Annotated in this window: 5 protein-coding genes; 2 read left to right on the top strand and 3 right to left on the bottom strand. The window is 38.8% G+C overall.

The features are described 5' to 3' along the window. Positions 1-361: 361 nt before the first annotated feature. Entirely contained in the window at positions 362-4183 is a 3822-nt protein-coding gene (locus H8Z77_RS01240; protein ID WP_286165362.1) for a glycosyl hydrolase, read from the top strand. Positions 4184-4257: 74 nt separating this feature from the next. On the opposite strand, the gene H8Z77_RS01235 is transcribed toward H8Z77_RS01240, so the two are convergent. Beyond that, positions 4258-4641 carry a helix-turn-helix transcriptional regulator gene (locus H8Z77_RS01235; protein ID WP_186995912.1) on the bottom strand — a complete coding sequence of 128 codons (384 nt, stop codon included), beginning with the start codon at positions 4639-4641 and terminating at the stop codon, positions 4258-4260. Positions 4642-4810: 169 nt separating this feature from the next. Further along, the gene (locus H8Z77_RS01230) at positions 4811-8632 is read right to left on the bottom strand and encodes a glycosyl hydrolase (protein WP_286165361.1); all 3822 of its coding nucleotides are present in this window, start codon (positions 8630-8632) and stop codon (positions 4811-4813) included. Positions 8633-9047: 415 nt separating this feature from the next. Here H8Z77_RS01230 and H8Z77_RS01225 point away from each other — a divergent pair, with 415 nt between their 5' ends. Then, positions 9048-9836, top strand: coding sequence for an AraC family transcriptional regulator (locus H8Z77_RS01225; RefSeq protein WP_186995911.1), 789 nt, complete (start codon positions 9048-9050; stop codon positions 9834-9836). Between the two features lie 74 nt (positions 9837-9910). Here the strand turns inward: H8Z77_RS01225 and H8Z77_RS01220 are convergent, their stop codons facing one another. Next, the gene (locus H8Z77_RS01220) at positions 9911-14947 is read right to left on the bottom strand and encodes a family 78 glycoside hydrolase catalytic domain (protein WP_186995910.1); all 5037 of its coding nucleotides are present in this window, start codon (positions 14945-14947) and stop codon (positions 9911-9913) included. Positions 14948-15006 lie beyond the last annotated feature (59 nt).

The following is a 15006-nucleotide window of genomic DNA, read 5'->3' as shown; positions in this document are numbered from 1 at the left end:
GAATTTGATCAACTGATACATGAATCAATTCATTTGGTAAAAAAAATTGTTCTCAGAAAAGGTAACATAATAATTTTTAAAGCATAGTGCAATAGTTTTTTGATCAATGTTGTTTAAATCAAACAAATGTATGTTGCTACAAGTGCTCTTATCTAGCTGAATATATTGTTTTACAATTATCGGTATTTGGTCCATGTTTCCTCCTCATTTTCCGAAAATGATATAAATTATTTGCTGATTAAGAAATATATTTTTGGTTGTAATTATTGTATAATACAAACAAAGACATGTCAACAGAAATCGTTTATAAACTACAAGCAATCCTGATCAGGTAATTTTTTATGAATGTGAGGGAAAATAAATGAAGAATATGGTTAAAAAAGGGGTTGCTATCTGCTTAGCTGCTCTAATGGTAGGCTCTACTACTTCTGTATTTGCAGTAGATTCTTCCAATTCAACAACAGAAAATTCCTTTTTACAAGAATTTAAGGACCCATCCGGCGAAAATCGTCCAAAGACGAGATGGTGGGTTCCAGGTTCCCATATGACAAAATCAGAAATTGAAACAGAAATCAAATCCATGTCTGAAGCTGGATTTGGCGGTGCAGAAATTGTACCAGTTTCTACTGGTGGAGAAGGTGGTGATTCCATTGATTGGGGCACAGACCAATGGAATGAAATGATTAAACATATGCTCCAAGTAGCTGGAAAATATGATTTTACTATTGATTTTACTATGACCCCGGCATGGCCTTTGGCTCTACCTACTATCAAAGATTTAGACGACCCAAACTCAGGGGCGCAAATGGAAGTGGACGCTAATCATGTGGATGGTATCACCAAAGAGAATCCATACAGCGGAAAAGTCCCTGTAGCTACAGAACTAGATGCTGGAACCCCTGTTCTATTGGCTGTTACCGTAGCAAAATATGTGGATAAGGAAAATCATATTTTAGATTACGATTCCGCTCAAACATTAAATATGGAAACCCAGGTTGTTCAAAACAGTGATGATCCAACCGACTATACAGTAAACTTTACTCCAGAAGATGATGGGGAATATGTATTATTTGGCTGGTGGCAACATCCTTCTGGAGAACAGAAATATGGGAACTATCAAGTAGACCATTTTGGAAAAGCAGGTTCCCAGGCAATTATTGATTACTGGGAAAATAATCTGTTACCATACTACGGAGAAGATTTTAAAAATGCCTCTGCTTTGTTTATTGATTCCCTAGAATTTACTACTCATCTTGATTGGACCTTGGGTCTTTTAGACGATTTTAAAGCATATAAAAATTATGATATCACTGCCTATTTACCAGCAGTTTATGATACCGATTCACAGGGCAATTATAGTGGAGAACCAAAACCAGACTTCCAATTTAATAAAAATAGCGATGCCCTACAAAATGATTATAAAGATACATTAACCCAGTTGTATATTGAAAACCATCTAAAACCATTATCCGAATTCTGTGAAAAACATGGGGTAGATCTCCGTTACCAGACTTCTTATGGAAAGAGTTTGGAACTACCGCAAACAGCAATGTATGTGGATATTCCGGAAACTGAAACATTATATGGTAAAGATATTATCGACTTTTATCGTTTACAATCCGGTGCAGTACATATGACGGATAAAGAGATTTATTCGATCGAAGCTTCTCCAGAACAAAATATTTCTATTGACTTAGGAAGTTTTGTTTACAATATGTTCCGTGGAAATGGTGAAGAAGGGGCTGGCAACTACCAGCAAACCTGGGATGACCAGATGTGGCATGTTCAACGGGCATTTGCAGGTGGGGTCAACCAGATTGTATTCCACGGTCATTCCTATAACGGACAATACGATGGAGAAGGTAATGAAAATGGTTATGTAGCGGGAACTCAATGGCCTGGATTTGAAGGATTTGGTGCAAATTCTTGGTCGAATAGTTGGGGTGACCGTATTCCAAGCTGGAAACATGCACAAAGTTATACCAATTATATTGCTCGTAATCAATATATATTGCGCCAAGGCGAATCAAAAGTAGATTTAGCAATTTATGCACAAAGATATTTTGAAAAAATTGATTTTTCAGGAGCGGAAAAGGTATACAAGGACGACGAATTGTTAACTCAAAGTGGCTATACCTATGATTTTGTTAGCCCATCTGCCTTATCCCTGGAAAATGCTGTTGTTTCCAACGGACGTTTGGATGAATCAGGTCCTGCTTACAAAGCAATCATCTTAGACCAGCAGGAAACCTTAACTGTAGACGCTGCCAACCAGTTGTTCAACTACGCCAAACAGGGCTTCCCTATCATTATTGTTGGAGACGCCCCTTCTCAGGATGCTTTCTGTGAAAATGCCGATATTGCTGGTATTGTATCTAAAATCATGGCTTGTGACTCTGTCGTTCAAGTGTCCGACACTGCTTCTGTCCCACAGGCATTGGAACAGTTAGGCGTTACACCGGATGTTTCTTACAGCCAACAGGATTATGTAATCAATGTCCATCGTCAAACAGATTCTACTGATTTTTATTACCTTTATAATTATGGCAATGCGAATAACTATCCAGCCGCGAAAGAGATTCAGCCTGTTACAACTGAAGTAACCTTACAAGGTTCTGGAATACCATATTTCCTCAATACCTGGACTGGTGAAGTTACCCCTGTAAGCCAATATACCCGCAATGGTAATAGTGTTACCATCCCTGTTACGATCGCTGGAAACGATTCCATTATGGTTGCATTGACCAATGAAGATTGGGGTCAGGAACATTCTACCTATGTAACCAAATCAAACCTGGATACAGAATTTGACGGACAAACTATATTGGCAAAATCATATGAAGCTGGTACAGAAACAGTTACCTTAAGTAATAACAAGAAGGTTTTAGTCGAGACAGAACAAGTTGCTGCCCCAATGGAACTTTCCAGCTGGAACCTGTCTGTAGAAAGCTGGAGTAAAGGGGATACCCCAACAGATACCAAGAAAACAACAATTGATGTTGGTACGGTAGACGGATTAAAACCATGGACAGAAATCTCTGGTTTAGAAAATGTATCTGGAATCGGAACCTATACAACCAGCTTTAACCTGGAACAAGGCTGGGAAGAAGGCATAGGAGCTATCATCAGTTTAGGGGATGTAGTGGATTCCTATCAAATTTATGTAAATGGAACACAGGTACCAGTAAGTCAGATTGACACTACTATTGATATTGGAAAATATCTAAAATCCGGAGAGAACACCATTACAGTAGAAGTTGCTTCCACTTTATTGAATGCAGTTTTAGTAGCAAATCCAACTGATACCAGAAAACCAGATGAATATGGAATGATGGGACCAGTTGTATTAACGCCATACCAAGTAACAGAAATTGAATTAGTGGACAAAGGGATTTTAAATTCTGTCATTGCTTATGCAGAAAATGCAAAGGCAAGTGGAGAATATGACAATGCTATTGAAAGCGTACAGAAATCCTTTGATAAAGCGTTGAAAGAAGCAAAAACAATAGCAGCAGATCATAATGCAACTCAGGAAACAATTAACCAAGCATGGAAAACCCTCTTGAACGAAATTCACAAATTAGGCTTTGTAGCAGGGGATAAAACAACATTGGCATCCTTAATCGAAGCAGCAAACGGAATCAATGCGGAACTTGACCGTTATGTAGAAACAGGCAAAGCAGAATTTACAGTAGCATTAGAAGCGGCACAGGCAGTATATGAAGATGGAGACGCTATGCAGGCAGAAGTAAATGAAGCAGCAGACAACTTGTTGAATACAATGCTGAACCTGAGATACAAAGCAGATAAATCCATCCTGGAAGAAGTACTTGCAGAAGCCAATAAGATAGATGCGAACGCATACACAGAAGAAAGCTATGCAACACTTCAAGCAGCAGTAGAAAAAGCGAATGAAGTAATGGCGGATGAAAACGCAAGCCAAGAAGAAGTAAATACAGCAGTAGCAAATGTACAGGCTGCCATGGATGGCTTAGTAGCAGTAGAAGGTGGAACAACAGAAACACCATCTACAAAACCAACAGAAGAAGGAGTACAGACAGGACAGGAAACGACGACAACCAAAGCGAATGCAGCAAAAACAGGAGACTTTGCCCCAATTGCAGGTATTGCAACAATAGCAATCGCTGGTATGACATTGATCCTTTCCAGAAAGAAAAAATAGTTTTATCTTCTCTTTCTCTTTTTAAATAAAAATAAGGGAATCCAATATGGATTCCCTTATTTTTTGCTACTATCTTATCCGTATGATTGGTGGTTTTTCCGATACTGTGCTGGCGTACAATGGAAATATTCTTTAAACGCCCGCTCAAAAGTACTTCTTTGGGAATATCCAACTAATTCTGGCAGATCATTCAGTGAAATATCCGTTTTGGAAAGATACTGACATGCATGGACGAGACGATAATTTTGCAAGGTTTCCCGAAATGTTCTACCCGTTTCCTTTAAAATAAAGTCGCTGATTGAACGTGAAGAATAGTGAAAATGTTCTGCCAGTTTTTCTAATGTAATTGTTTGATAGTGGACATTAATATAGGAAAGCAAGGAAGTAATCGGTAAGTTATTCCGGTGCATTGGCACGTGGGATAACCGGTTGGTATAGCTACGTGCCAAATCAGACAATAAACAAACTAAATAAAATAATGTTTCTTTAATTAAGATTGAACCTCACTCGCTTAGCAGGTGGTTTTTAGAGATCTCAGCTTGACTTGCTAAAACTTTAATATAATAAATAAGGGAATCCATATTGGATTCCCTTATTTTTATTTAAAAAGAGAAAGAGAAGATAAAACTATTTTTTCTTTCTGGAAAGGATCAATGTCATACCAGCGATTGCTATTGTTGCAATACCTGCAATTGGGGCAAAGTCTCCTGTTTTTGCTGCATTCGCTTTGGTTGTCGTCGTTTCCTGTCCTGTCTGTACTCCTTCTTCTGTTGGTTTTGTAGATGGTGTTTCTGTTGTTCCACCTTCTACTGCTACTAAGCCATCCATGGCAGCCTGTACATTTGCTACTGCTGTATTTACTTCTTCTTGGCTTGCGTTTTCATTTGCCATTACTTCATTCGCTTCCGCTATTGCTGTTTGTAATACTGCATAGCTTTCTTCTGTGTATGCGTTCGCATCTATCTTATTGGCTTCTGCAAGTACTTCTTCCAGGATGGATTTATCTGCTTTGTATCTCAGATTCAACATTGCTTTTAACAGGTTGTCCGCTGCTTCATTTACTTCTGTCTGCATAGCGTCCCCATCTTGGTATACTGCCTGTGCCGCTTCTAATGCTACTGTAAATTCTGCTTTGCCTGTTTCTACATAACGGTCAAGTTCCGTGTTGATTCCGTTTGCTGCTTCGATTAAGGATGCCAATGTTGTTTTATCCCCTGCTACAAAGCCTAATTTGTGAATTTCGTTCAAGAGGGTTTTCCATGCTTGGTTAATTGTTTCCTGAGTTGCATTATGATCTGCTGCTATTGTTTTTGCTTCTTTCAACGCTTTATCAAAGGATTTCTGTACGCTTTCAATAGCATTGTCATATTCTCCACTTGCCTTTGCATTTTCTGCATAAGCAATGACAGAATTTAAAATCCCTTTGTCCACTAATTCAATTTCTGTTACTTGGTATGGCGTTAATACAACTGGTCCCATCATTCCATATTCATCTGGTTTTCTGGTATCAGTTGGATTTGCTACTAAAACTGCATTCAATAAAGTGGAAGCAACTTCTACTGTAATGGTGTTCTCTCCGGATTTTAGATATTTTCCAATATCAATAGTAGTGTCAATCTGACTTACTGGTACCTGTGTTCCATTTACATAAATTTGATAGGAATCCACTACATCCCCTAAACTGATGATAGCTCCTATGCCTTCTTCCCAGCCTTGTTCCAGGTTAAAGCTGGTTGTATAGGTTCCGATTCCAGATACATTTTCTAAACCAGAGATTTCTGTCCATGGTTTTAATCCGTCTACCGTACCAACATCAATTGTTGTTTTCTTGGTATCTGTTGGGGTATCCCCTTTACTCCAGCTTTCTACAGACAGGTTCCAGCTGGAAAGTTCCATTGGGGCAGCAACTTGTTCTGTCTCGACTAAAACCTTCTTGTTATTACTTAAGGTAACTGTTTCTGTACCAGCTTCATATGATTTTGCCAATATAGTTTGTCCGTCAAATTCTGTATCCAGGTTTGATTTGGTTACATAGGTAGAATGTTCCTGACCCCAATCTTCATTGGTCAATGCAACCATAATGGAATCGTTTCCAGCGATCGTAACAGGGATGGTAACACTATTACCATTGCGGGTATATTGGCTTACAGGGGTAACTTCACCAGTCCAGGTATTGAGGAAATATGGTATTCCAGAACCTTGTAAGGTTACTTCAGTTGTAACAGGCTGAATCTCTTTCGCGGCTGGATAGTTATTCGCATTGCCATAATTATAAAGGTAATAAAAATCAGTAGAATCTGTTTGACGATGGACATTGATTACATAATCCTGTTGGCTGTAAGAAACATCCGGTGTAACGCCTAACTGTTCCAATGCCTGTGGGACAGAAGCAGTGTCGGACACTTGAACGACAGAGTCACAAGCCATGATTTTAGATACAATACCAGCAATATCGGCATTTTCACAGAAAGCATCCTGAGAAGGGGCGTCTCCAACAATAATGATAGGGAAGCCCTGTTTGGCGTAGTTGAACAACTGGTTGGCAGCGTCTACAGTTAAGGTTTCCTGCTGGTCTAAGATGATTGCTTTGTAAGCAGGACCTGATTCATCCAAACGTCCGTTGGAAACAACAGCATTTTCCAGGGATAAGGCAGATGGGCTAACAAAATCATAGGTATAGCCACTTTGAGTTAACAATTCGTCGTCCTTGTATACCTTTTCCGCTCCTGAAAAATCAATTTTTTCAAAATATCTTTGTGCATAAATTGCTAAATCTACTTTTGATTCGCCTTGGCGCAATATATATTGATTACGAGCAATATAATTGGTATAACTTTGTGCATGTTTCCAGCTTGGAATACGGTCACCCCAACTATTCGACCAAGAATTTGCACCAAATCCTTCAAATCCAGGCCATTGAGTTCCCGCTACATAACCATTTTCATTACCTTCTCCATCGTATTGTCCGTTATAGGAATGACCGTGGAATACAATCTGGTTGACCCCACCTGCAAATGCCCGTTGAACATGCCACATCTGGTCATCCCAGGTTTGCTGGTAGTTGCCAGCCCCTTCTTCACCATTTCCACGGAACATATTGTAAACAAAACTTCCTAAGTCAATAGAAATATTTTGTTCTGGAGAAGCTTCGATCGAATAAATCTCTTTATCCGTCATATGTACTGCACCGGATTGTAAACGATAAAAGTCGATAATATCTTTACCATATAATGTTTCAGTTTCCGGAATATCCACATACATTGCTGTTTGCGGTAGTTCCAAACTCTTTCCATAAGAAGTCTGGTAACGGAGATCTACCCCATGTTTTTCACAGAATTCGGATAATGGTTTTAGATGGTTTTCAATATACAACTGGGTTAATGTATCTTTATAATCATTTTGTAGGGCATCGCTATTTTTATTAAATTGGAAGTCTGGTTTTGGTTCTCCACTATAATTGCCCTGTGAATCGGTATCATAAACTGCTGGTAAATAGGCAGTGATATCATAATTTTTATATGCTTTAAAATCGTCTAAAAGACCCAAGGTCCAATCAAGATGAGTAGTAAATTCTAGGGAATCAATAAACAAAGCAGAGGCATTTTTAAAATCTTCTCCGTAGTATGGTAACAGATTATTTTCCCAGTAATCAATAATTGCCTGGGAACCTGCTTTTCCAAAATGGTCTACTTGATAGTTCCCATATTTCTGTTCTCCAGAAGGATGTTGCCACCAGCCAAATAATACATATTCCCCATCATCTTCTGGAGTAAAGTTTACTGTATAGTCGGTTGGATCATCACTGTTTTGAACAACCTGGGTTTCCATATTTAATGTTTGAGCGGAATCGTAATCTAAAATATGATTTTCCTTATCCACATATTTTGCTACGGTAACAGCCAATAGAACAGGGGTTCCAGCATCTAGTTCTGTAGCTACAGGGACTTTTCCGCTGTATGGATTCTCTTTGGTGATACCATCCACATGATTAGCGTCCACTTCCATTTGCGCCCCTGAGTTTGGGTCGTCTAAATCTTTGATAGTAGGTAGAGCCAAAGGCCATGCCGGGGTCATAGTAAAATCAATAGTAAAATCATATTTTCCAGCTACTTGGAGCATATGTTTAATCATTTCATTCCATTGGTCTGTGCCCCAATCAATGGAATCACCACCTTCTCCACCAGTAGAAACTGGTACAATTTCTGCACCGCCAAATCCAGCTTCAGACATGGATTTGATTTCTGTTTCAATTTCTGATTTTGTCATATGGGAACCTGGAACCCACCATCTCGTCTTTGGACGATTTTCGCCGGATGGGTCCTTAAATTCTTGTAAAAAGGAATTTTCTGTTGTTGAATTGGAAGAATCTACTGCAAATACAGAAGTAGTAGAGCCTACCATTAGAGCAGCTAAGCAGATAGCAACCCCTTTTTTAACCATATTCTTCATTTATTTTCCCTCACATTCATAAAAAATTACCTGATCAGGATTGCTTGTAGTTTATAAACGATTTCTGTTGACATGTCTTTGTTTGTATTATACAATAATTACAATCAGAAAGATATTTCTTAACCAGAAAACATTTATATCATTTTCGGAAATTTGAGGATAAAAAATGGAACAAATATTTAAAGAGGTAAGAGAATATATTGCACAAAACAAAAATGAATATGGACCACCAGTCAAATTTGATTTTTCTAAAATCGATTATGGCACTATTATGGAAAATTTTTTGCAAAAAAATAAAGTCCCCTATTTTATTTTTTCAGAAAAACAATATTTTTTGAAACATGAATTAATCCACATTAGTATAGATCAAATAACCAATAGGGATTTAAAATATAATTTGGCGGGACGGCAGAACATGGTTCATCAACATGAATTTTTTGAGCTATTTTATGTTTATTCTGGAAAATGCATTAGTACAATTGATGAAGTACCAGTGGAATTCCACCAAGGAGATATTGGTCTTTATTCTCCAAAGGCCATCCACAGTATGAGAACACCGGATGATGGAGATGTAGTCATCAATATTTTAATCCGGAAAAAATTATTTGAACAAACCTTTTTGAGTATGGTGGATAATAATGATTTAATTACTGGGTTCTTCATGGATGCCTTGTATAACCCAAATAGTAACCAGAAACACGTTGTTTTTAAAAAAGAACAGACTACCATTGCCCCAATGATTGTTATACAAATGTTGTATGAATACAAAAAGAATGATAGTTTTAGCCAGGATATATTGGCATCTTATTTTAGTTGCCTATTATCTGACCTGGCAAGAAGTTATACACATAAATTATCTCGTACCATAATGCGCCGAAACAATATTGATATTTCTATTCTGCTTACTTATATTAATGTCCACTATCAAACAATTACATTAGAAAAACTGGCAGAACATTTTCACTATTCTTCACGTTCAATCAGCGACTTTATTTTAAAGGAAACGGGTAGAACATTTCGGGAAACCTTGCAAAATTATCGTCTCGTCCATGCATGTCAGTATCTTTCCAAAACGGATATTTCACTGAATGATCTGCCAGAATTAGTTGGATATTCCCAAAGAAGTACTTTTGAGCGGGCGTTTAAAGAATATTTCCATTGTACGCCAGCACAGTATCGGAAAAACCACCAATCATACGGATAAGATAGTAGCAAAAAATAAGGGAATCCATATTGGATTCCCTTATTTTTATTTAAAAAGAGAAAGAGAAGATAAAACTATTTTTTCTTTCTGGAAAGGATCAATGTCATACCAGCGATTGCTATTGTTGCAATACCTGCAATTGGGGCAAAGTCTCCTGTTTTTGCTGCATTCGCTTTGGTTGTCGTCGTTTCCTGTCCTGTCTGTACTCCTTCTTCTGTTGGTTTTGTAGATGGTGTTTCTGTTGTTCCACCTTCTACTGCTACTAAGCCATCCATGGCAGCCTGTACATTTGCTACTGCTGTATTTACTTCTTCTTGGCTTGCGTTTTCATTTGCCATTACTTCATTCGCTTCCGCTATTGCTGTTTGTAATACTGCATAGCTTTCTTCTGTGTATGCGTTCGCATCTATCTTATTGGCTTCTGCAAGTACTTCTTCCAGGATGGATTTATCTGCTTTGTATCTCAGATTCAACATTGCTTTTAACAGGTTGTCCGCTGCTTCATTTACTTCTGTCTGCATAGCGTCCCCATCTTGGTATACTGCCTGTGCCGCTTCTAATGCTACTGTAAATTCTGCTTTGCCTGTTTCTACATAACGGTCAAGTTCCGTGTTGATTCCGTTTGCTGCTTCGATTAAGGATGCCAATGTTGTTTTATCCCCTGCTACAAAGCCTAATTTGTGAATTTCGTTCAAGAGGGTTTTCCATGCTTGGTTAATTGTTTCCTGAGTTGCATTATGATCTGCTGCTATTGTTTTTGCTTCTTTCAACGCTTTATCAAAGGATTTCTGTACGCTTTCAATAGCATTGTCATATTCTCCACTTGCTTTTGCGTTTTCCGCATAGGTAATCACTGCATCTAGGATTGTTTTATCTGTATCGGATGGTTCAGCATCCTCTGTTACATAGCCATCCGCAATCGAAGCTACTACTTTTCCATTCTGTACAGCAAAATCATATCCACCGGATACTAATTCAAACTGTGCTACTTCAATTCCATTATGTTCTGTCATTCCCACAAAAGTAACACCAGGAATTGCTGTAAAGCCTTCCATCTTATCAGCAGAAACTGGTAAATACAACGTAGAAGTTGTGTTTGCTGGAATTACTGCGTGATAAGTAGACAGTTGATTCTGGTCAGAAGTCCAGTTAGATTCAATCAGACCATAATAAGAATCGTATGACCCATTTACAGTATTAATTCTGTTTTGATCATTGTATTTTTCTCCAGTATCCAAAGTTGGTTGCAGGATAATGTGTTTAAATCCTGGATTTTCAATATCGGAATCAATTCCCACCATATATTGGTACATCCATTCCGCAACAGAACCGTAAGAAAAATGGTTAAATGAATTCATTTCTTGGTCACCAAATCCATTTTCAGGATCGTAAGAGTTCCAGCGTTCCCAAATCGTAGTTGCTCCTGCTTTTACTTCAAATAACCAGGATGGCATAGAATCATTCAATAACAAATCATAAGATACATCAGAGTATCCAATATCGGTTAAAACAGGTGTAATTACATTAGAACCTAAGAACCCTACCGACAACGTATTTTCACCATATTTGGCACGGATGCTACTTGGATCTGGATCTTCATTTTTAATGTTCTTCACCAGCAAACGAATTGCTTCGTTTTTCATTTCATCATCAGTATAATAGCCCAATTTTAACATCCACAACAATGCAGTTTGGGAATTATCCTCATATTTTCCACCTTTGTTTTGCATTACTGGGCTACCAGTTCCAGATTTAATCACCAATTTATCTGCTGGTTTGTTATCGGTTGCAAAACGTCCAATGGTAGTCCAATCGGTACCATTTGAAGAAACTTCAATCGTATAATCTTTTGGATAGTTTACACAAACACCTGTCTCCATGGATTTATCATAGTTACGGCAAGTAATACCAATCTGGTTAAAGGTTTGTTCCTGACCTAAATCAACTGTAACTGTAATTGGATTTCCAGTGAGAGTATTTCCACCGTTATTCACAGAAGAATAACCAGTTTCTGTGTTGCCATCGGTTAAATAAGCATTCCCCCAAGAAGTACCCCAATCAAAGGTGTTGGAAGCTTCTACTGATTTACCAAGAGCATAGTTCTCTCCACCATCTTTGGATACATTGAGTTCCATCATTTGTAGGCGGTATTCATTATCATCCGAAGTACCTGGTCCTGTTCTGGAAACAGTAAACCGTACATACTTAGCTGTAGTTTCATTAAAGGTATTGGTAATGATATTGCTAGTACCAGGATTATCTGTAGTTGGTTGTTCAAAAATAGTAGGATCTAATTGTGGCTCATCATTAAAAGAAACATGAGTATTTAAAAAGGTTTGTTTCAAATTTTCGAAACGTTCGCTATAATAGCTTTGTTTTTCAGCATCTCCTAAAATACCTGCCATTTGTTCCATTAACTGGGTAACATAACCATAATAGTAATCCGCGATTACTTCATATCCTGTTCCCTGGAATGCAAGCCAGTCACCAAAGCCATTTCTCTGGATAGCCGGTGCCTGATAGGCAGCTCTTTCATTATTTTTCAACCAATCCATATAGTGGTTCATTTCTTCCCAATTGGTTTCTAAAATAGAACGGTCACCTGTTTGCTGATACAGTATCCATGGATAAATCACCTGGATATCACTCCATCCAGAAGCCCAATGGTTAAACCATTCCCATTGGGAGGTAACCGCACCAGGATATCCTTGCTTCATTGTGAGTTCAGAAAGCATATCTTGATAACCAATCATAAAAGATGCGGCATCAAAATTGTAGATACCAGTTTGAGCAAATACTTGAGCATCCCCTGTCCAACCTTTTCTTTCATCACGTTGTGGGCAGTCAGTTGGGATGGTGAAGTAGTTGCTCAACTGTCCATATAAAGCGTTTAAGAATAGGCGGTTAACGTCTTCGTTATTAGTTGTAATATGTCCAGTTTGTTCACTAACCGAAGAAAGTGCTCTGGAACGCATGGAATAAATGGTTACATCCTCCGTTGCGGTAATTTGGACATACTGGTAACCGAAGAAAGACATCTTGGTCTGATAAGTTTCTATCGCATTGGTGGCAAAGGTATAATGTGCTTCTGAGCGTGCGGAACGCAAACTCTTGGTATATAAGGAACCTTTTGGACCATTTGCCTGGAAAGCTCCATTTCCCACAGAACTGCCGTCATTGAGCATTTCCGCAAACTTCATGCTTACAGTTGCTCCTGGAACAGACTGGAAGCTGATTTCAGGAATCGCAGTCATATTCTGTCCAATATTCACAATCATGGTCTGACCTTTTTTCAGGGTAATGCCATTTTCAAAAATTGGTTGTCCTTCTGGCACCTGTACAAAACCATTCTGATACAGTTCATCCTCAGAAAGTTGATATGCATAATAGTTATCTACTGCAATTTCCCCACCTTCGTATTGAGACTCAGCTGCTTCTCCTGTATACAAGGTAGCAGAAATTGGCTGATGCTCAAACGCATCTACAATTTGTCCAGAATCACCGCGGCTGGCAACAATTTGCCCAGGATATTCTGTTGTAGTAATGCCAGTTGTTTGCAAGAAAGAATTCTCTACACGGCCAGCATCGTAATCTGTTACAACATCTTTCCAACTTTGCCCATCATCTGAAACCTGGATGGAGTAAACCTTAGCGTAGTTTGGACAAACCCCGTTGGTAACAGAGGCAATACCAGTACGGCAATACAGTTTTAAACTTGCCAATTCAGTTGGTTGATCAAAGGTAAAATCCACTGTTAAAGGTGGATCTGAATGGAAGGATTCCAATCCTTCTGTTCCGAGGATAGCGGAAGTATAACCATAGTCTGTTTTAGTTCCATCGTCACCATCTGTCATATTGGCGACATTCCATTGATCCCCTACTTCCTGGTTGCTGCTCACTATTGCAAGCTTGCCTTTTACAACATTGTTGCCTGTAGTATCCAGGGCTTCCAGTTCCATAATCTGCAAACGGTTTTCTTTATCGTTGCTGGTTGCTGGGCCGGTTTCTGAAACTGAAAGGCGGAGGTGTTTGGTAGTTACAGGAGCAAATGTATTCGTGAGAATATGGCTATCTGTCTGTTCTTTAGAACCGGAAGAAAGCCAGTTACTATCATCGTAACCCACATTTTTATAATCTCCTAAAGCTGCTTCTTTACGAGCGTCATAATCTTCCCCATAAAAAACGCCGTTTACAGTAATCGGGCCATCCAATGTCCCTTTCCAATCCTCTGTATTGGTAACAATTTTTTTCTGTTGCTGGTTGCCATCTTTATCGGTATAATTGATTACCATCATGGCTTTTACTGCTGGCTGTCCAGAAGTGCTTCCCATAGCGCCATCGCCTTTTCCATCGTTCCAACCAGTGCCAGCCAAAATAGAAAGTGCGAATGGAGCATCATCGTTTAAATACGAGGTAACATCATAGGTTTCATATCCAATCGTGGTAGTCCCATTTCCATAACCAGGGTTCATATGGTGGTATGTAGTGGTTCCATCTTTATTTATTTTCCCTACTTGTTCTCCATTGATGTATGCTTCATACACACCAATCGCAGTAATATACAAACGGGCGGAGTCTACAGTACCATCCACTGTTTGCTCTGTGCGAAAAATAGGTGCTGCGGAACTTACTGGAAGTTGGATAAACTCTGCGGCATTCCAATCCTGTTCATTGGTAACACCTGTTTCAAAATAAGCTGGGTCAGAAACATATGTTTTACCTTGTTCGTCCCAAACAGTTACCACCCAATTGTAGCCTGTAGCGGCATCTAACGGTTCTCCGTTATAGAGAATCCCAGTAGAAACGCCATCGTCTACTTTACCGGTTGTCCAAATTGCTTTGGAGCTATCACTAGCTTTATAAAGGTTGATTTCATATGCAGCCTGTTGCTGACCAATCAGGTTGGATTCCATTCTCCAGCCAAAACGCAGGGAATCCGTATCAATCCCAATTGGATTTTCACGGTAGTTGGTGGTAGTATCCACAATGCTGGTTAGCGCAACACTGTAGTTGGCACCTGCTGCGTTTGCAACAGTTGGTACCGCAACCGTTGCCATTAAACAGGATGCAACAATGCATGCCGCCAACTTTTTTACAAATTTTGAGTTCAATTTCCTCTCCTCCATTTTTAAATATTTATAACCTTAGGTTTTTTAATTGATCTTAAATC

The organism is Clostridium facile (assembly GCF_014297275.1).
GTDB lineage: Bacteria > Bacillota > Clostridia > Oscillospirales > Ruminococcaceae > Massilioclostridium > Massilioclostridium facile.
This window is presented reverse-complemented; position numbering and strand designations above follow the sequence as displayed.